Raw genomic sequence first — 18,931 nt, 5'->3', positions numbered from 1 at the left:
AGCCAAGTTAATCAGATAAATAAATCAGTCTAAGCAGACTTTTTAAGCTGTTGTGACTTATGACTCTTTTGAGTTTCAAATAATGCTGTTGCAACGACTAATATGCCGCCAATAATGGTGCTCAATGCTAGCTCTTCTCTAAGTAGTACATAGGCTAATAGCGCTCCATAAAAGGGTTGTAAGCAAGACACTAGTCCGACGGTTTTGGCGCTTAACAAACGTAACGCCGAAGTAAATAATGCATGGGGTGCAGCGGTAAATACTATGCCTAGCAGCACCACTAGGTACCATGTGTTTGGCGTTATGTTACTCACTTCAGTGGTGAACCACGGAGCCAGAAAAATTACTGCCACAGTGGTTTGATAAAACATGGCTTGCTGACCACTGTATTGGCTGAAATAGCGTTTGTGGAGTAAATTTCTTGCGGTAAATAATGCGGCGGACGCAATCCCAACAGCGATCCCGAGTGTTACGTCGTTACCTATGCTTGCTTCAGGAATGAGTAAGCCGACTCCAATTAACACAAAAAAACCACTGATAATATCTGCTAGCTTTAGTGATGACTTAGTAACAATAGGTTCGATTAGAACTGTCATAACTGGGTAGGTAAAGAAAGCTATCATACCAATAGCGACTGATGATAACTGCATTGAAGCGAAGTATGTCACCCAGTGTAAGCTAACGACAATGCCTAACCCAATGGCAATAAAGTAATCTTTAGTGGCATTAAGCGTTAACTTCTGCTTGCTGAGTTTTACAATCAGCGCTAACACAGAGGCTGCAACAACACAGCGTAGTACGGTAATGTCTAGGGCTTAGCGGGATGAGTTTTGAAAACAAAGCTGTACCACCAAAAAGTAGTACAGCTAAGTGAAGCTCAATAAGCCCAGATTTAGAATCGTTAGGTTTCAATTGAGTAGATAAGCCCTAATCTGAGCGGTTAATCTTCAATTTTTGCAAAAGCCTGACCCATTCGGGTCACACTAGAGGGTTCTACGCCATCTGCAAACTCATCTAACGCATCTTTTGCAAATAACATGACTACGGTACTGCCAAGTTTGAAGCGGCCCATTTCTGCGCCTTTATCCAATGTTATCGCGTCTGGACCATCAGTAGGGTAATCCCAAGTAAACACATCTTTGCCTGTTGGTGGCGTGACAGTGCCAGCCCAGATTGTTTCGATGCTAGCTACAATCGTTGCCCCAACAAGTACCATTGCCATTGGGCCAATTTCAGTTTCGAAAATGGCCACTACACGCTCATTTCGAGCAAACAAGCCCGGTACGTTTTGCGCTGTTAATGGATTCACTGAAAATAGCTCACCAGGTACGTAGGTCATTTTCGACAGTGTACCCTTAATTGGCATGTGAATGCGGTGATAGTCTTTAGGCGCAAGGTAAATCGTTGCAAAGTCACCGTCTTCAAATCGTTTAGCATCTACAGCTTGATTGCCCAATAGTGCGAGCGACGAATAATCGTGCCCTTTTGCTTGAAATATGCGTCCGTCTTCAATTGGACCAAGCTGGCTTACTGCACCATCGACTGGGTGAATGATGTAGTCTTTGTCTTCACAAAGTGGACGGATTCCAGGTTTTAATGCTCGGGTAAAAAACTGATTAAAAGTTGGATAAGCTTCTGGTGCAGGCTCAGCCGCTTCACTCATATCGATTTTATATTGCTTGATAAACCACTTAATAGCCGCAGTAGTGACAGCGCCCATTTCAGCCGCTGCTAATTTGCCAACCAAGCGCGATAAGAAGTGCTTTGGCATCATATACTGCAGCGCGATTTTTACTTTATCCAATTTCAATATCCTTTGTGTTCTATTTATTATTCGTCTGGGCCGGCTCTAAAATGACGAGCATGTCGTTGTTCATCCAGACTGGCGATGATTTTGTGGTAATTTTGATAGCGGTCAGCACTAATATCACCTGCTTCTAATGCTTCAGTGATTGAGCACCCAGGATCGTTTAGATGTTTACAGTCTCTAAACTTACAAGTGCCTAAATAGTCTCTGAACTCAACAAAACATTCACCGACTCTTTCGGCAGGTAAGTGCCAAAGGGCAAATTCACGTACACCTGGTGAATCAATTAAGTCGCCACCAGTTGAGATGTGAAGTAGTTTTGCAGTCGTGGTGGTATGTTGCCCAAGACCAGAGTTTTCAGAGATATCACCAATTAACAGCTCAGCATCTGGCATCATGGCGTTAATCATTGAAGATTTCCCCACACCAGATTGACCCACAAAGACACTGACCTTGCCGTTCATCAATTGGTTTATCTGTTCGACACCTTCACCTGTTTTACTACTAACTTTATAGACGTCATAGCCTATATCGCGATAGCGTTGCAGCGCGGCTTCAATTTCAGGTAACTCTTCCGGCGTTATAAGGTCAACTTTGTTGAGTACGATTACCGGAGCGATACCGGTATCTTCAGATGCTACAAGATAACGGTCGATAATCTGTGTCGTGAACGCTGGTTTTACAGAGGTCACAATAAGGATTTGATCGATATTTGCAGCTATAATTTTTACGCCGTCATATAGATCTGGCCTAGAAAGAAGTGAATGCCTTGGGTGAACGGCTTCAACAATACCTTCTATTCGACTTGCACCTGACTCACTTGTTAATGCTAAACGCACAACAACTTTGTCGCCAGTGACTAAACTTTTTATGTTTCGGCGTATGTTACAACGCGCGAGGTGGCCGGTTTCGGTTTCAACATCTGCATGTTGACCAAAACGAGAAATAATGGTGCCTAACTGCTCTGGACCTAAAGAGTTATCCTGTAATTCAGGAGAACCTTCGCTGGCTTGGCTGTTCTGCAATTTCTTTTTTTGGTTGCTACGCATTCTGCGTAACTGACCTTGGCTTAATGGTTTCTTTTTGCTCACGTATTAGTCTTCAATGATAAAGGAGATTTTTTGTCGCTTAAAAAAGCAGTATGATACACCGTCTAAAACAAAAAAGCCTGAATTTAGGCTAACAGGGATAATAGGTCGCTCTATGACTATAAACGAAAACAACCTTATTTGGGTCGATCTTGAAATGACAGGGCTTGAGCCTGCAGTTGATAGAATTATTGAAATAGCTACTATAGTGACTGATAAAGAGTTAAACATTATTGCCGAAGGTCCCGTCATTGCTATTCATCAAAGCGATGAACAGCTGGCACTGATGGATGATTGGAACCAAAAGCACCATGGTGAGTCAGGACTGGTCGACCGTGTTAAGGCGAGCCCGTTTAGTGAAGATGATGCGATTAAGCAGACGATTGAATTTTTGTCTCAGTATGTTCCAGCAGGTAAATCACCAATGTGTGGCAATAGTATTGGGCAAGATCGCCGATTTTTAAATCGCTATATGCCAGCACTTGAAGACTATTTTCATTACCGAAATATCGACGTTAGTACAATAAAAGAGCTTGTTCGTCGTTGGGAACCATCAGCTATGGAAGGTTTCACTAAGCAAAATACACATCAAGCTCTACTCGATATTCAAGAATCTATAGCTGAATTGCAGTTTTATCGAGCAAAAGTATTTAAAATTTAACCAAACAGTCGCTTTTTTGCGAGAAGGGGTTGCAGTGTAGTGGGATTCTCATATAATGCGGCCTCAACTTTTTACTAAGCAGCAAACTTGGTGTTATAAGTTATAAAGTTGATGATTAATATGCGACATTAGCTCAGTTGGTAGAGCGATACCTTGCCAAGGTATAGGTCATCAGTTCGAACCTGATATGTCGCTCCAAATATTAACTTATTGAGTTACCAAGCTCGGTAAGAGAAAGATTTATGCGACATTAGCTCAGTTGGTAGAGCGATACCTTGCCAAGGTATAGGTCATCAGTTCGAACCTGATATGTCGCTCCAAATATTAACTTATTGAGTTACCAAGCTCGGTAAGAGAAAGATTTATGCGACATTAGCTCAGTTGGTAGAGCGATACCTTGCCAAGGTATAGGTCATCAGTTCGAACCTGATATGTCGCTCCAAATAATAACTTATTGAGTTACCAAACTCGGTAAGAGAAAGATTTATGCGACATTAGCTCAGTTGGTAGAGCGATACCTTGCCAAGGTATAGGTCATCAGTTCGAACCTGATATGTCGCTCCAAATAATAACTTATTGAGTTACCAAGCTCGGTAAGAGAAAGATTTATGCGACATTAGCTCAGTTGGTAGAGCGATACCTTGCCAAGGTATAGGTCATCAGTTCGAACCTGATATGTCGCTCCAAATATTAACTTATTGAGTTACCAAGCTCGGTAAGAGAAAGATTTATGCGACATTAGCTCAGTTGCTAAAGGTGAAAGACGATACCTTTAGCTAATGTTTACAGCTGATGTGAAGAAAGACGATTTACGCGACATTAGCTCAGTTGGTAGAGCGATACCTTGCCAAGGTATAGGTCATCAGTTCGAACCTGATATGTCGCTCCAAATATTAACTTATTGAGTTACCAAGCTCGGTAAGAGAAAGATTTACGCAATGTTGGCTCAGTTGCTAAAGGTGAAAGACGATACCTTTAGCTAATGTTTACAGCTGATGCGAAGAAAGACGATTTACGCGACATTAGCTCAGTTGGTAGAGCGATACCTTGCCAAGGTATAGGTCATCAGTTCGAACCTGATATGTCGCTCCAAATAATAACTTATTGAGTTACCAAGCTCGGTAAGATAAAGATTTACGCAATGTTGGCTCAGTTGCTAAAGGTGAAAGACGATACCTTTAGCTAATGTTTACAGCTGATGCGAAGAAAGACGATTTACGCGACATTAGCTCAGTTGGTAGAGCGATACCTTGCCAAGGTATAGGTCATCAGTTCGAACCTGATATGTCGCTCCAAATAATAACTTATTGAGTTACCAAGCTCGGTAAGATAAAGATTTACGCAATGTTGGCTCAGTTGCTAAAGGTGAAAGACGATACCTTTAGCTAATGTTTACAGCTGATGCGAAGAAAGACGATTTACGCGACATTAGCTCAGTTGCTAAAGGTGAAAGACGATACCTTTAGTTAATGTTTACAGCTGATGCGAAGAAAGACGATTTATGCGACATTAGCTCAGTTGGTAGAGCGATACCTTGCCAAGGTATAGGTCATCAGTTCGAACCTGATATGTCGCTCCAAACTTCCCCTTGTAAAACACAAACCCCACAGTCTATAAAAATTAATTTTGTAATGCAGTCATTATTTGCTTGATAACAGCTTTGTAAGCCGTGATGTGTCATGGATAGTCATAGCAGATAATAACTCCAAATATAATTCTCAACTCCTAGTTACATACCGTTAAGCTTTATCAATTACAACGAATTTGAATAGTCGATATGGCAAACTATTTAATAAAATATGATTCCCCTCAAGTATTCGATAGCGTAATCAGCTCATAATAACAGCAGACTATATTCTTGCCTGCTATCAAATAAGCAGGTAATAGGAGATCTGTAAATGCGTATTCAACAACTTAATGAGCTTTTAAAATATGTGGCAACGTGTCGACGTGATATGGCAAAGCTGTATGGCCGCTTGCATACACAGGCCGACTCATCTCGAGTTAAATTGATGCTAGAGTATTATCAGCAGCATGAAACCCATACAGCTGAAAAGCTTGAACATTATGTTGATGAAGCGCCAAAGAAAATTCTCGAAACATGGTATAAAGACATTGTTTTTGAAGACTTTAGTTCACGCTGCCAACAGCTAACAATGTCGGCTAATATGACTGAAGATGACATTTTAGAGCTGCATTTAAAGCTCGACAATATGCTGATAAATTTACTTGAGAAAACCGCATTGTCTACAGTTTGCGCGGAAACGAGCGGTGCACTTAATGATTTAGTGCGAGTTGAAAAAATTCAACAGCAACGCCTAGTGCACAGCAGTATTAGAATGGACGATCTCTAACAGGTTAATGGCTACTGTTAAACATTGAAGGTACTTTAGAGTGCCTTTTTTGCTTTAAAGCGGCAATGAACTTAGGTGCTGGATCAAACAATCGTGATTTAAACGCTTGGTGAATGAACATTTATCTCTTACTACAGTCTTAAATATTAGCATTTAAATTTAACGAATAAACTAATTTTGGAAAGCGCTAATGAGCGATAACTACCTATCTGTATTAACCAAATTATACACAGCTGAGCAAGTTAGAGCCGCAGAGGCCAGAGCGGTTTCTGATGGCTCCATAAGTCGTTACGATCTCGTCAAACGAGCAGCCCACGAAACCTTTAACCTGTTGCAAGCTAATCAGCCTGAAAGTGCATCTATTTTAGTGTTAGCAGGGCATGGTAATAATGCTGCTGACGCTTATGTTACAGCGGCGATGTTATTAAAAATAGGCCGAAATGTGAGCGTGCAAGCCAGCGCTGCTCAGCATCCAACTATGGAGCTACAGCTTGCGATCGAAGAGTTTAATCAGCTTGGTGGCCGTAGCACCGAATTTTGTCTTAAGCAGATATCTGAGGCAAACGTCATTGTTGATGGCCTACTCGGAACTGGGCTCAGTGGTGAGCTAAGCGATGAATTACTCACGGTGATAAATGCAATTAATCAAAGTCAGGCATGGGTATTATCACTGGATGTGCCATCGGGCATTGACGCTGATACAGGCCGCTCGCATAAAGGAGCGGTAAATGCGAATGTCACATTGGTTTTTGGTGCAATAAAGCAAGGCCTATTAACGAGTGAGGCAAGGCATTGCTGCGGTCAGCTACAATTTGAAGATATTGGTATAAGTTCATTTCTAGGTGCGAGCAAGGTGAGCCAACTCGTGAGTCAGGATCTGCCAAAAGTCTTTATGTCACGGCGGGCGGATTCCCACAAAGGTAGTCATGGAAAAGTGACTGTCATTGGTGGGGACTTTGGAATGACCGGAGCTGTGAGACTTGCTGCTGAAGGATGCTTGCGTGCAGGTGCAGGGCTTGTGACCGTAATATCTCGGCCTGAACACCAAGCGTTAATTTGTGGTACACGACCAGAGTTGATGTTTAGAGGCTGCGAACTTGTTGATATGGAGGTGTATCACAAGCTTGGCTGGGCGAATGTTTTAGTTATTGGTCCAGGACTGGGCGTAACTGACTGGGGCTATAACTTATTAAAAGCAGTTGACTTGGCAGAAAAGCCTAGTGTTATTGATGCTGATGCACTTAATTTATTATGCCAGTTATCTTTTTCAAATCCACACTGGGTATTAACTCCGCATCCAGGAGAGGCAGCTCGATTGCTTGGAGTAACGGTGACCGAAGTCGAGCAAGATCGTTTTAAAGCGGTGCAGGCATTACATGACAAGTATGGTGGCGTCATAGTGTTAAAGGGAGCTGGTACGCTTATTTTTGATGGTGTTCATTGCGTGGTAGCACCTGTAGGCAACCCAGGGTTGGCTAGCGGCGGTTGTGGTGATGTGCTTGCAGGAGTGATTGGTGCGTTAATCGCTCAAGGCTATAGTGGTATGCAAGCGGCATATTTTGGCGTCTTAATTCATGGCGACGCGGCCGATCTTGCTGCACAAGCTGGTGAGAGGGGAATGCTGGCGAGTGACTTAATGCCATACATTCGTCAATTGGTTAATCAAATCTAGTTTAGAAAAGTAGGTGTTTAGGTTAAAGTAACCGATTCTTGGCAATGTATTACTGGGGTAGTGTTTTAAACCAATATGAATATGCAATCGATTACATTAGATCTGAAAGATGAACAAGACACGGTCAATTTAGGTCGTCAGCTGTCTGCTTTGATCACCCCGCCGTTAATTATTTACCTCAGTGGTGATTTAGGCGCGGGGAAAACAACATTCAGCCGTGGGTTAATCCAGAGCCTAGGTCATGAAGGTGCCGTTAAAAGCCCGACTTATGCCCTAGTTGAACCCTATGAACTCAATGGTATCGACGTGTTTCATTTTGATTTATATAGATTGTATGACCCAGAAGAACTCGAATTTATGGGCATAAGGGACTATTTTACGACTCGAAGTCTGTGCATTGTTGAGTGGCCTGATCGTGGACATGGTTTATTGCCGCAAGCTGATATTCAAATCAACATTAAATATGTAGATACCGGACGGCAGGTTGAATTAAAGGCTATCTCGCCAAAAGGTGAACAAATATTGGTGAGCTTAGATAACAATGCTAAAAAACAGTAGTATATTTAAACTAGCTATACTGCTAATTACGTTTAGTGCTTCCTTTTTTGCGCAGAGTGCTAATAAACTCGAAGGCGTAAGAGTTTGGGCTGCACCTGAGTCGACGCGTATTGTATTTGATCTGAGCCAGTCTCCGAGCTTTACACATTTCACTTTAACTAACCCTTACCGATTGGTGGTTGACCTGAAAAAATCGGTCAACAAAGTCAACTTAGCAAAAATTAATAATAACAGTAAATTAGTCAAAAAAATCAGAAAAAGTACCCCGCCAGAGAAAGGTACTCTGAGAATTGTTATCGATTTAGCTAAACCGCTCAAGGCTAGTCTTTTTGCGCTATCTCCTACCGCGCCTTATGGTAATCGGCTCGTTGTTGATTTAAGTACTAATGGCGCCACCGTTAAAACTAAAACTCAGCCAAGCAAAACCGTTAGTGCACTACGAGATGTGATTGTGGCAATTGATGCCGGTCATGGTGGTGACGATCCCGGCTCAATTGGGCCGTCTGGAATGTACGAAAAAAAAGTAGTGTTACAAATAGCAAAAAAAATTGCCCAGAAAATTAATGCCACCCCTGGGATGAAAGCTGTTATGACGCGTACTGGCGACTACTTTGTTAACCTGAATCGCCGCTCTGATATTGCCCGAAACAGTAAAGCAGACTTATTGATTTCTATCCATGCAGATGCTTTTACCTCGCCGCAACCACAAGGCGCCTCCGTTTGGGTGTTATCTAGGCGACGTGCAAACAGTGAAATTGGTCGTTGGTTAGAGCAAAAAGAGAAACATTCCGAGTTGCTTGGCGGTGCCGGTGAAATTATTCAAAATACTGACAATGAACAGTATTTGGCAATGACACTGCTCGACATGTCCATGGATCAGTCAATGGCAATTAGCCACAATATTGCCGGAGATGTGTTATCTAATCTTGGAAAGGTTACCAAACTGCACAAACATAAACCCGAATCAGCCAGTTTTGCAGTGCTTAAGTCACCTGATATACCGTCAATATTGGTCGAAACCGGATTTATTTCGAACCATAGAGAGGAGCGTTTACTTTCACAAAGAGAGCATCAAAATAACCTTGCTAAAGCCGTACATAAAGGCGTCGTAAAGTATTTTGCTGCTAACCCACCGATTAACTCGTTACTTGCTAGCAAAAGTAATACTAAGCACAAAGTTCGTAGCGGTGAGTCGTTATCGGTGATAGCTCACCGGTATCAGGTTTCGGTAAGTAGCTTAAAAAAAGCTAATAAGCTTAAATCAGATTCCCTAAAAATTGGGCAAGTATTGGTTATTCCACGGGCCTAAGTTGTTGCAGTTAAAGAGTAAATTATGGCTATAGAAAAACTACCTCCACAGCTTGCTAACCAAATTGCTGCCGGTGAAGTTGTTGAGCGTCCCGCGTCAGTAATCAAAGAGCTAGTTGAAAATAGTCTTGATGCTGGCGCGACTAGAGTCGATATCGAAATTGATAGAGGCGGCAGTAAACTGATCCGAATTAGAGATAATGGCGCTGGGATCCCAAAAGAAGAGCTTGCGCTTGCTTTGTCTCGTCATGCGACTTCAAAACTAAAATCCCTCGATGATCTCGAAGCCATTATGAGCTTTGGGTTTCGCGGCGAAGCATTAGCGAGTATCAGTTCGGTATCACGCCTGACGTTAACCTCCAAAACGGCTGACCAGTCAGAAGCATGGCAAGCTAAAGCTGAAGGGACTGAAATGGCGGTACAAATACTGCCAGCTGCGCATCCTGTTGGAACCACGATTGACGCTGTTGATTTGTTTTTTAATACTCCCGCGAGGCGTCGATTTTTAAAAAGCGATAAAACCGAGTTTACCCATATTGATGAATGGCTAAAGCGTATTGCACTTGTTAGGCGAGATATTCATTTTACTCTTAAACACAACGGTAAAAGTGTCCGTAACTATCGTCCCGCAAATACTGAAACGCAATATTTGCAGCGTTTAGGGCAAGTTTGCGGTAAGGCTTTTGCCGAAACCTGTTTACACATTAATTGCAATCATAATGACTTAGCTCTAACCGGGTACTTGCAAGCACCTAGCTCTGCTAGTGGTTACGCTGAAACGCAGTATTTTTATGTTAACGGCCGACTTGTCAAAGATAGACTCGTTAACCACGCAGTCCGGCAAGCTTTTTCAGAATATGCAGACGGTGTTTCACCCGGTTACGTTTTGATGCTTGAACTTGACCCGTATCAAGTTGATGTGAATGTGCACCCTGCTAAACATGAGGTTCGATTTCATCAGAGCCGCTATGTGCACGATTATATTTTGCAGGCGTTACAATCTGCAATGTTACAATCAGCTGAATTAGCGTTAGCACCTCAACATGAAGAACAAGAGGTCGTTTCGCAAAGTGCTGATTTTAATACTTCTATAGATGTTGGTAATACCTGTGAATCTCAAGATTATCGCACTTCAACCTGTAAGCCATCGCCCTCATTTTCTGTAAGCGAACGCCCCCCCGTGGCCGTCTTAAACAGCCCTGTACGTGAACCAGGTTATAAATCGCAGCTTAGGCCGGCAACTCATCGTTCTGAGGTTAACCTACCTTCGCAAAATAGTTTGACAGCGTATGGTAATTTGTTAAGCACCAGTTCAGGCTCGCCAGCTAGTGTTGCATCAAGTAACACTACGTCAGCAGTTGCCAGTGCAGCGGTTAGTATGCCCCAGGTATTGGCGGACAAATTTTGGGTTATTGTGAAAGGTGATGAGCTATTATTACTAGCGATATCAGACGTGATTAAAGCGACAAAGCGTGATGAGCTCATGCGCAAATTAGGGCAAGGGCTTGTGGGTCAACCTTTGTTGATGCCAGTCGCGGTACCTGTCGACACGATTTGGGTTGAGATCATACAAAACAGAGAACAATTACTGAGAAAGTTAGGTATTGAGCTCGCAATTAGGCTCGGGCAGTTGATTATCAAGAAAGTGCCCCCATATCTGAGAGACTGCCAATTGGCAGTGCTAATTCCAGAATTGTTGCTTTGGATTCGATTTGAATCACCTAGTGATGAGGCGTTAGCCAGTTGGATTGTGGAGCAAACTCCAAATCGATTTACCGCCTCAGCCGAGGCTTGGTCTGCCTTTAATGCGCTAGATATCGATATTCAAAATATAATTTATAAACAAAGCCAAGTCTTACCTTGGCAGCAATGGATGAAAGAATCTCAGAGTGACTGACAAGATGAAACATAAAGTGATCACTTTAATGGGCCCGACGGCATCTGGAAAAACAGCGTTGGCGATTGAGCTTGTCAAAAACTACAACTGTGAAATTATCTCTGTAGACTCAGCATTGATATATAAACAGATGGATGTAGGAAGTGCCAAGCCTGATGATGCCGAACTTGCAGTGGCGCCACACCACCTCATTAATATCATTGATCCCGTTGAAAGTTATTCGGCTGCGGATTTTAGGCTTGATGCCCTTAAGCTTATTGAAGACATTATCGGCCGCGGTAAAACCCCATTATTGGTGGGCGGCACCATGATGTATTTCAAAGCATTAATTGAGGGATTATCACCATTACCGGCAGCTGACGAAGCTATTCGAGTACAGATAGCAGCTGAAGCTGAAGCATTAGGTTGGCAAGCGTTGCATGACCAACTTAAAGCGGTTGATCCTGTATCAGCTGAAAGAATACACCCTAATGATCCGCAGCGTTTAGCACGTGCATTAGAGGTTTACCGCATTAGTGGCAAGTCATTAACTGAGCTGACAAAAATCAAATTAGAGCCTTTTCCTTATGATGCAGTTCAGTTTGCGATTGCACCAAATGATAGAAAAGTGTTACATAAAGCGATAGAAACACGTTTTATGACTATGCTAGATCAAGGGTTTGTTGAAGAAGTAAAAACTCTAAAGTTACGTAATGATTTGCATTTAGAGCTACCATCAATGCGTTGTGTCGGTTATCGACAGTGCTGGCAGTATTTAGATGGTGAATTTGACTATGAAACTATGGTTGAAAAAGCTATTGTTGCTACTAGGCAATTAGCGAAGCGTCAATTAACATGGCTACGTGGTTGGCCTGACTTAATTTGGCTCGACAGTGGTAGTGAAGATAATTTAGCTACAGTTATGCGATATACTCGCTAATTCATTCGCTGTTGCTCTATAATATTAAAACTAAACAATAAAGTTTTGTATTAGAATAATTATTGATATTAATTAAAAAGGAAATTATAAAATGGCAAAGGGGCAGTCTTTACAAGACCCGTTTTTGAACGCATTGCGTCGTGAACGCGTTCCAGTATCAATTTATCTAGTTAACGGCATTAAACTGCAAGGACAAGTTGAGTCATTTGACCAATTTGTTATTTTGTTAAAAAACACTGTTAGCCAGATGGTATACAAGCACGCAATTTCAACTGTTGTACCATCACGTCCTTTTAACGTGACTAGCCACCAAGCATCGAATGCTCAGGCAGGTTATAACGCGCAACATGACGAAACTGATGAGAAGTAATTTTTTTAGGAGTTTGCTTTTTGTTTGATCGTTATGAGGCAGGAGAAAGTGCGGTACTTGTCCATATTGATTTCTCCGATGAGGACAGCAGAGAAGACATTGAAGAGCTCAAGCTTTTAGTTGAATCTGCAGGTGCTCAACCAATTGGAGTGATTACAGGTAGCCGTCGAGCACCGGACCGTAAATATTTTGTCGGTTCAGGGAAGGCGGAAGAGTTGGCTGCGATGGTTGCGGCTACAGATGCTAACGTGGTTATTTTTAACCACCCTTTGAGCCCTGCTCAAGAGCGAAACCTTGAGCATCTGTGTGAATGTCGAGTACTCGACAGAACAACTTTAATACTTGATATTTTTGCTCAAAGAGCAAGGACCTTTGAAGGTAAGTTACAAGTGGAGCTAGCGCAATTGCGCCACATGTCAACTCGACTGATCAGAGGTTGGACGCATTTAGAAAGACAAAAAGGCGGTATTGGTCTTCGTGGACCTGGTGAAACGCAATTAGAAACGGACAGACGTTTATTAAGAGGGCGTATTCGCACTATTAATCGACGATTGGCCAAAGTTGATAAACAGCGTGACCAGAGTCGTAGAGCTAGGCAACGAGGTGATTTGTCGACGGTGTCATTGGTTGGATACACCAATGCTGGTAAGTCGACGTTATTCAATGCATTAACAGCTTCGGATGTTTACGCTGCGGATCAACTTTTCGCAACGCTAGACCCTACTTTGCGGAAATTAGAACTACCTGATGGTCATGTGATCTTAGCCGACACCGTTGGTTTTATTAGGCATTTGCCACATGATCTTGTCGCTGCGTTTAAGGCAACATTGCAGGAAACTCGACAAGCAGATTTGTTGCTGCATGTTGTGGATAGTGCAGATGAAAACATGGCAGATAACTTTGAGCAGGTGCAACATGTCCTCAAAGAGATTGATGCTGATGAAATTCCACAATTGATTGTTTGTAATAAAATCGATTTATTGGATGAGGTTAACCCGCGTATTGATTATGATGACGAGGGGAAACCGATAAGAGTCTGGGTATCAGCCCAGCAGCAAAAAGGCTTGGATTTAGTTCAAGAGGCTATCAACATTCTAGTTGGTAAAGCTGTTAAAGAGCTAACCTTGCAAATTCCTGCTTCGGCAGGGCACTATCTTGGCCAGTTTTATAAACTGGATGTAATACAGCAGAAAGGGTATGACGATCTGGGGAACTGTATGATCTCTGTTCGCTTATTAGAGGCCGATTGGCGTCGATTAGTCAAACAGAGCCTAGGTGAAATTGAGACTTTTATCGTCGATGATGTCGTCGCATAAATAGTATTTTAGTAATCTCGTTTATTTCATACACTTATGGAGTACTAAATGGCTTGGAACGAGCCCGGTAACAAGGGTCAAGACCCTTGGGGCAAAAAAGGTGGCAATGATAAAGGACCACCTGATTTAGATGAAGTTTTTCGTAACCTATCTAAGCGCTTCGGCGGTAAAGGTAATGGTTCTGGTAGTAGTATAAGCACAGTCAGCTTAGTGATAGTGTTAGCTATTGCTATTGCCGTTTGGGCTCTTTCGGGCATTTATACTGTAAAAGAAGCTGAGAAAGGTGTCGCACTTCGCTTTGGTGAATACATTGGTGAAGTTGAGCCAGGTCTACAATGGAAAGCAACTTTCATTGATGAAGTCACCCCAGTGAATGTTGAGACTGTTCGTTCTATTCCTGCTTCAGGTAGCATGCTCACAGCGGACGAAAACGTTGTTTTGGTTCAGCTGGATGTACAGTATCGAGTGAATAACGCGAAAGATTATCTATATAATGTTGTTGATGCAGACTCAAGTTTGCGTGAAGCAACTGACAGTGCTTTGCGTTATGTTATCGGCCATAACACCATGGATGACATTTTGACCACCGGTCGAGATAAAATTCGTCGTGATACGTGGGACGAAATTGAACGCATTATCAGTAGCTATGAGCTAGGTATTAGTATTGATGATGTTAACTTCTTGCCGGCGCGTCCACCAGAAGAGGTTAAAGATGCCTTTGATGATGCGATTGCTGCACAAGAAGATGAACAGCGCTTTATTCGTGAAGCTGAAGCCTACTCTCGCCAATTAGAGCCTAAGGTTCGTGGTACTGTGCAGAGAATGGATCAACAAGCAAAAGCCTATAAGCAAAGAGTAACACTTGAAGCTGAAGGTAAAGTTGCTCGTTTTGAACAATTACTACCAGAGTACCAAATGGCGCCAGACGTTACGCGTGAACGTATGTACTTTGATACGATGCAAGAAGTAATGAGTGGAACCAATAAAGTACTGATTGATTCAAAAAGTAGCGGCAATTTAATGTATTTACCGCTAGATAAACTGATGCAAAACAGTCAGCAAAATAAGTCGGTAAGCGCTCAAAGTAAACCCGCACAGCCAGTGTTGTCGGTCAATAGCACGACAAATAATAGCAGTATGCCTCTTGATGTTCGTTCATCAAGAAGTGAACGTACGGGGAGGAACTAAGTTATGGGTAGATTTACTGCAGTAATAGCAGCGGTACTTGTTGCAATCCTCTTATCGTCTCTGCTTGTGGTTAAAGAAGGTGAGCGTGCAATCGTTTCACGTTTTGGTAAAGTCTTAAAAGATGACGGTGTAACCCGTGTGTACACACCTGGTTTGCATATTAGAATTCCAATGATTGATAAAATCAGGTTTTTGGATGCTCGAGTACAAACACTCGATGGTGCAGCTGATCGCTTTGTAACTTCAGAGAAGAAAGACCTTATGGTTGATTCTTACGTGAAGTGGCGAATATTGGACTTTGAACGTTATTATTTGTCGACCAATGGTGGTATTAAGGCGAACGCTGAATCACTGCTACAACGTAAAATAAACAACGATCTTCGCACTGAGTTCGGTCGCCGTACGATTAAAGAAATCGTGTCGGGTAGCCGTGATGAACTACAATCAGATGCCTTGAAAAATGCAAGTGAAAGTGCTGCAGATTTAGGGGTTGAAGTGGTTGATGTTCGCGTTAAGCAAATTAATTTACCAGCAAACGTTAGTACTAGTATTTACCAGCGTATGCGTGCTGAACGCCAATCTGTTGCAAAAGAGCATCGCGCTCAAGGGCAAGAACAGGCAGAAATCATTCGTGCTAAGACTGATGCTAGTGTGACGATCCAAACCGCAGAAGCCGAACGTAAAGCATTGACCATTCGTGGCCAAGGTGATGCAGAAGCTGCTAAAATTTATGCTGATGCATATACTAAAGATCCTGAGTTTTTCAGTTTTATGCGCAGTTTAGATGCATATAAAGCCAGTTTCAAAGGCGACGGTAATGTTATGGTGCTCGAGCCAGATAGTGAATTCTTTAGATATATGAAGACCTCTACCGGTAAATAACATCAATAGCTAATAGTTAAAAGGCCTAACGTTTGTTAGGCCTTTTTTGTGGCTGTATTTTGGTAGCTGCTATTTAAATCCTACCAGTTCAGTCAACTATTATCTCGTAATGATTAGAAGCTTGCCTTGTAGGTAATAACTCACTAATTTAGCGATAAATAACTATGACTATTTTCATGTTTTAATCTATTTATTTAGCGACATTGTTAGTTACAGTGCTGAGTTTTTGTGCAAATTTAGCAATAAAAGCAACATAGTTAACTTTGTTGTGTGTTTTGACTATGATCTACCTCTAATTTTTGGCTATAATGGGTTCCGCCTCAAATTTAGAATTAGATTCTCTGGCAGCTGCCAGATTTTGAGAAGCTTGATAAAACAAAAATTCCAATACTCTCTGGAGACAAGTGGATGAGCAATGCGCCAGTCGATACCGGACGTCGCAGATTCCTGACCGCAGCCACCGCCGTAGTTGGTGGTGCAGGTGCCGCAGCTGTTGCGGTTCCGTTTATAAAGTCATGGAATCCGAGTGCCAAAGCAAAAGCAGCAGGTGCGCCGGTAGAAGTAAATATAAGTAAACTCGAGCCAGGTCAACTTATTAGAGTTGAATGGCGTGGTAAGCCTGTATGGGTTGTCCGTCGTACGCAGGAGATCTTAGATGCTCTGCCGGCTATTGACGACCAACTTCGCGATCCAGAATCTGTTGAGCCTCAACAGCCTGTATACGCACAAAATACTGGGCGCTCAATTAAGGCTGAGTATTTCATAGCCGTCGGTTTATGTACTCACCTAGGTTGTTCACCCACTTATTTACCAGATTCGTTTGGTGAGCAAGTAGAGGGTGTTGCGTCAGGTTTCTTCTGTCCTTGTCATGGTTCTAAGTTTGATATGGCGGGTCGCGTATTCCAAGGTGTCCCTGCACCGCTAAACTTGGTCATTCCACCGCATCAGTATATTGATGACGGCACCGTAATTATTGGTGTTGATAAGGGAGATGCGTAATGGTTAAGAATATTATTGATTGGATTGATGCACGCATTCCCATGACGGCAACCTATAACCGTCACGTTGGGCAATATGCTACGCCAACAAATTTTAACTTTTGGTACTTTTTTGGCTCGCTTGCCATGCTGGTACTGGTTAACCAACTCCTTACTGGTATCTGGTTAACAATGAACTACGTTCCGACTGCAGAAGGAGCGTTTGCCTCAATTGAATATATCATGCGTGATGTTGAGTACGGTTGGTTGCTGCGATATATGCACTCCACCGGGGCATCGGCCTTCTTTGTGGTTATATACCTGCACATGTTCCGTGGTTTAATCTACGGTTCATACCAAAAGCCAAGAGAACTTTTGTGGCTCTTTGGTATGCTTATTTTCCTAGTGTTAATGGCTGAAGCCTTTATGGGATATCTGTTGCCATGGGGACAAATGTCTTACTGGGGTGCGCAGGTTATTATTTCATTATTTGGTGCTATTCCATTTATTGGTGATGATCTTACATTGTGGATCCGCGGTGACTTTGTTGTGTCTGGTGCAACTTTGAACCGATTCTTTGCATTGCATGTTATTGCTCTGCCATTGGTACTAGTCGTGTTGGTATTCCTACATCTTATTGCGTTGCATGAAGTGGGTTCAAACAACCCCGATGGCATCGAGATTAAAAAGAATAAAGATGAAAATGGTTGGCCAAAAGATGGTATTCCATTCCACCCATACTATACCGTTAAAGATATCATGGGCGTTGCAGGTTTCTTAATCGTGTTCTGTTATGTCTTGTTCTTTATGCCTGAAGGTGGCGGTTACTTCTTAGAGAAACCAAACTTTGAAGCGGCTAACCCAATGAAAACCCCAGAGCATATTGCGCCAGTTTGGTACTTCACGCCTTTCTACGCAATTTTACGAGCTATACCTGACAAATTGATGGGTGTAATCGGCATGGGCTTATCTATTGGCGTGTTGTTTATTTTACCTTGGTTAGATCGCTGTAATGTTAAGTCAGTACGTTACCGCAGCCTGATCCACAAGATTAATATCAGTCAGTTTGCAGTATCATTTATCGTCTTGGGTTACTTAGGTGCAGTTCCTACAACGGAAATTCTGACTTACGTGGCGCGGTTCTTTACGTTGACATATTTCGGGTTCTTCTTATTGTTATGGATTTACAGTAAGAACGAGAAGACTAAGCCAGTACCAGAGAGGTTGACACACTAATGAAAAAATTATTGATTGCATTAGTTGCTTTGGTTCCAACGTTGGCAATGGCTGCTGGCGGTGGTGCTCACTTAGAGCCTGCCAACATTGACCTCAATGACCAAGAGTCGCTGCAACGTGGTCTGGATCACTTTCAAAATAACTGTGCTGGTTGCCATAGTACTCAGTACCAGCGTTATGAACGCGTTGCGACTGACTTGGGAATTGCGTTAGATGAAATGCGAGCTAAGTATATTCATGACGGTGCCAAGATTGGCGATTTGATGAAAAGTTCAATCCCAACGGATGACGCCGCTAAATGGTTTGGTGCCACACCACCAGATTTAACATTAGTAGCGCGAGTACGCGGTGAGGATTGGATTTACACTTACTTGAAAGGTTTCTATAAAGATGAAACCCGCCCGTTTGGTGTTAATAACACAGTATTCCCTTCAGTTGGTATGCCGCATGTTTTACAAGACCTACAAGGGTTAGCAGTAAAACAAGGCGATGGAACACTTGTTGCGACAGGTGGAGCATTATCGGCTGAAGAGTATGACCAATATGTGCGCGATATCACCGGTTACCTTGTATATTCAGGTGACCCTATCAAACTTGAACGTGAAAGTTTAGGTTGGTGGGTGATGGGCTTCCTATTTATTTTCTTTTTTGTGGCCTACCTCTTAAAGAAAGAATACTGGAAAGATGTACACTAAGCC

At 42.5% G+C, this 18,931-nt stretch carries 16 protein-coding genes, 9 tRNA genes and 1 pseudogene; 23 read left to right on the top strand and 3 right to left on the bottom strand.

Annotation, left to right across the window (positions count from 1 at the left end):
* Positions 1-29: 29 nt before the first annotated feature.
* The 3 genes and pseudogenes from RGE70_RS15050 to rsgA all read right to left on the bottom strand — a co-directional run bounded on the left by RGE70_RS15050 (position 30) and on the right by rsgA (position 2,898).
* Positions 30-912: pseudogene (locus RGE70_RS15050) on the bottom strand (DMT family transporter).
* 28 nt (positions 913-940) lie between these two features.
* Positions 941-1,804 (bottom strand): archaetidylserine decarboxylase, encoded by an 864-nt coding sequence (gene asd, locus RGE70_RS15045; protein WP_310472257.1) that lies wholly within the window; start codon positions 1,802-1,804, stop codon positions 941-943.
* Positions 1,805-1,830: 26 nt separating this feature from the next.
* Positions 1,831-2,898, bottom strand: coding sequence for a small ribosomal subunit biogenesis GTPase RsgA (gene rsgA, locus RGE70_RS15040; RefSeq protein ID WP_310472256.1), 1,068 nt, complete (start codon positions 2,896-2,898; stop codon positions 1,831-1,833).
* A gap of 112 nt (positions 2,899-3,010) precedes the next feature.
* Here rsgA and orn point away from each other — a divergent pair, with 112 nt between their 5' ends.
* The 23 genes from orn (at position 3,011) to RGE70_RS14925 (ending at position 18,928) form a co-directional block, all read left to right on the top strand.
* Positions 3,011-3,556: an oligoribonuclease gene (orn, locus tag RGE70_RS15035; RefSeq protein ID WP_310472255.1), complete on the top strand. Its 546-nt coding sequence runs from the start codon at positions 3,011-3,013 to the stop codon at positions 3,554-3,556.
* 122 nt (positions 3,557-3,678) lie between these two features.
* A tRNA-Gly gene (locus RGE70_RS15030) sits at positions 3,679-3,754 on the top strand.
* A 46-nt stretch (positions 3,755-3,800) separates the two neighbouring features.
* A tRNA-Gly gene (locus RGE70_RS15025) sits at positions 3,801-3,876 on the top strand.
* A 46-nt stretch (positions 3,877-3,922) separates the two neighbouring features.
* Positions 3,923-3,998: transfer RNA gene (locus tag RGE70_RS15020), tRNA-Gly, on the top strand.
* 46 nt (positions 3,999-4,044) lie between these two features.
* A tRNA-Gly gene (locus RGE70_RS15015) sits at positions 4,045-4,120 on the top strand.
* Between the two features lie 46 nt (positions 4,121-4,166).
* Positions 4,167-4,242, top strand: a tRNA-Gly gene (locus RGE70_RS15010).
* A gap of 127 nt (positions 4,243-4,369) precedes the next feature.
* Positions 4,370-4,445, top strand: a tRNA-Gly gene (locus RGE70_RS15005).
* A 127-nt stretch (positions 4,446-4,572) separates the two neighbouring features.
* Positions 4,573-4,648: transfer RNA gene (locus RGE70_RS15000), tRNA-Gly, on the top strand.
* A 127-nt stretch (positions 4,649-4,775) separates the two neighbouring features.
* Positions 4,776-4,851: transfer RNA gene (locus RGE70_RS14995), tRNA-Gly, on the top strand.
* A gap of 208 nt (positions 4,852-5,059) precedes the next feature.
* Positions 5,060-5,135 (top strand) — tRNA-Gly (locus RGE70_RS14990).
* A gap of 319 nt (positions 5,136-5,454) precedes the next feature.
* Entirely contained in the window at positions 5,455-5,910 is a 456-nt protein-coding gene (locus RGE70_RS14985; protein WP_310472254.1) for a hypothetical protein, read from the top strand.
* 190 nt (positions 5,911-6,100) lie between these two features.
* A complete protein-coding gene (locus RGE70_RS14980; protein WP_310472253.1) occupies positions 6,101-7,582 on the top strand; it encodes an NAD(P)H-hydrate dehydratase in 1,482 nt (493 codons plus the stop codon).
* Positions 7,583-7,663: 81 nt separating this feature from the next.
* Positions 7,664-8,140 carry a tRNA (adenosine(37)-N6)-threonylcarbamoyltransferase complex ATPase subunit type 1 TsaE gene (gene tsaE, locus RGE70_RS14975; RefSeq protein ID WP_310472252.1) on the top strand — a complete coding sequence of 159 codons (477 nt, stop codon included), beginning with the start codon at positions 7,664-7,666 and terminating at the stop codon, positions 8,138-8,140.
* Complete coding sequence (locus tag RGE70_RS14970; RefSeq protein WP_310472251.1) at positions 8,124-9,449, top strand: N-acetylmuramoyl-L-alanine amidase; 1,326 nt, start codon at positions 8,124-8,126, stop codon at positions 9,447-9,449. Before tsaE ends, RGE70_RS14970 begins: the two co-directional genes overlap by 17 nt.
* 24 nt (positions 9,450-9,473) lie before the next feature.
* Positions 9,474-11,345, top strand: a complete 1,872-nt coding sequence (gene mutL / locus RGE70_RS14965) for a DNA mismatch repair endonuclease MutL (protein ID WP_310472250.1) — start codon at positions 9,474-9,476, stop codon at positions 11,343-11,345.
* 4 nt (positions 11,346-11,349) lie between these two features.
* Positions 11,350-12,264, top strand: a complete 915-nt coding sequence (miaA, locus tag RGE70_RS14960; protein ID WP_375087954.1) for a tRNA (adenosine(37)-N6)-dimethylallyltransferase MiaA — start codon at positions 11,350-11,352, stop codon at positions 12,262-12,264.
* 91 nt (positions 12,265-12,355) lie between these two features.
* Positions 12,356-12,634: an RNA chaperone Hfq gene (gene hfq / locus RGE70_RS14955; RefSeq protein WP_310472248.1), complete on the top strand. Its 279-nt coding sequence runs from the start codon at positions 12,356-12,358 to the stop codon at positions 12,632-12,634.
* A 20-nt stretch (positions 12,635-12,654) separates the two neighbouring features.
* Positions 12,655-13,950: a ribosome rescue GTPase HflX gene (gene hflX, locus RGE70_RS14950; RefSeq protein ID WP_310472247.1), complete on the top strand. Its 1,296-nt coding sequence runs from the start codon at positions 12,655-12,657 to the stop codon at positions 13,948-13,950.
* Between the two features lie 48 nt (positions 13,951-13,998).
* Entirely contained in the window at positions 13,999-15,138 is a 1,140-nt protein-coding gene (gene hflK, locus RGE70_RS14945) for an FtsH protease activity modulator HflK (protein ID WP_310472246.1), read from the top strand.
* 3 nt (positions 15,139-15,141) lie between these two features.
* Positions 15,142-16,020, top strand: coding sequence for a protease modulator HflC (gene hflC, locus RGE70_RS14940; protein WP_310472245.1), 879 nt, complete (start codon positions 15,142-15,144; stop codon positions 16,018-16,020).
* A 408-nt stretch (positions 16,021-16,428) separates the two neighbouring features.
* Complete coding sequence (petA, locus tag RGE70_RS14935; RefSeq protein WP_310472244.1) at positions 16,429-17,019, top strand: ubiquinol-cytochrome c reductase iron-sulfur subunit; 591 nt, start codon at positions 16,429-16,431, stop codon at positions 17,017-17,019.
* Positions 17,019-18,233 carry a cytochrome b gene (locus RGE70_RS14930; protein ID WP_310472242.1) on the top strand — a complete coding sequence of 405 codons (1,215 nt, stop codon included), beginning with the start codon at positions 17,019-17,021 and terminating at the stop codon, positions 18,231-18,233. Before petA ends, RGE70_RS14930 begins: the two co-directional genes overlap by 1 nt.
* Positions 18,233-18,928 (top strand): cytochrome c1, encoded by a 696-nt coding sequence (locus RGE70_RS14925; RefSeq protein ID WP_310472241.1) that lies wholly within the window; start codon positions 18,233-18,235, stop codon positions 18,926-18,928. Before RGE70_RS14930 ends, RGE70_RS14925 begins: the two co-directional genes overlap by 1 nt.
* Positions 18,929-18,931: the final 3 nt, after the last annotated feature.

This window comes from Shewanella youngdeokensis (genome assembly GCF_033180165.1).
Lineage (GTDB): Bacteria > Pseudomonadota > Gammaproteobacteria > Enterobacterales > Shewanellaceae > Shewanella > Shewanella youngdeokensis.
Note: the sequence above shows the minus strand (reverse complement) of the source record. Positions and strands in the feature narration are given on the sequence as shown.

Excerpts from the sequence above, each read along its gene's own strand:
- mutL (WP_310472250.1), top strand. The coding sequence starts at position 9,474 with ATGGCTATAGAAAAACTACCTCCACAGCTTGCTAACCAAATTGCTGCC.
- petA (WP_310472244.1), top strand. The coding sequence starts at position 16,429 with ATGAGCAATGCGCCAGTCGATACCGGACGTCGCAGATTCCTGACCGCA.
- orn (WP_310472255.1), top strand. The coding sequence starts at position 3,011 with ATGACTATAAACGAAAACAACCTTATTTGGGTCGATCTTGAAATGACA.
- hflC (WP_310472245.1), top strand. The coding sequence starts at position 15,142 with ATGGGTAGATTTACTGCAGTAATAGCAGCGGTACTTGTTGCAATCCTC.
- RGE70_RS14985 (WP_310472254.1), top strand. The coding sequence starts at position 5,455 with ATGCGTATTCAACAACTTAATGAGCTTTTAAAATATGTGGCAACGTGT.
- hflK (WP_310472246.1), top strand. The coding sequence starts at position 13,999 with ATGGCTTGGAACGAGCCCGGTAACAAGGGTCAAGACCCTTGGGGCAAA.
- RGE70_RS14925 (WP_310472241.1), top strand. The coding sequence starts at position 18,233 with ATGAAAAAATTATTGATTGCATTAGTTGCTTTGGTTCCAACGTTGGCA.
- RGE70_RS14980 (WP_310472253.1), top strand. The coding sequence starts at position 6,101 with ATGAGCGATAACTACCTATCTGTATTAACCAAATTATACACAGCTGAG.
- RGE70_RS14970 (WP_310472251.1), top strand. The coding sequence starts at position 8,124 with ATGCTAAAAAACAGTAGTATATTTAAACTAGCTATACTGCTAATTACG.
- hfq (WP_310472248.1), top strand. The coding sequence starts at position 12,356 with ATGGCAAAGGGGCAGTCTTTACAAGACCCGTTTTTGAACGCATTGCGT.
- miaA (WP_375087954.1), top strand. The coding sequence starts at position 11,350 with ATGAAACATAAAGTGATCACTTTAATGGGCCCGACGGCATCTGGAAAA.
- RGE70_RS14930 (WP_310472242.1), top strand. The coding sequence starts at position 17,019 with ATGGTTAAGAATATTATTGATTGGATTGATGCACGCATTCCCATGACG.
- tsaE (WP_310472252.1), top strand. The coding sequence starts at position 7,664 with ATGCAATCGATTACATTAGATCTGAAAGATGAACAAGACACGGTCAAT.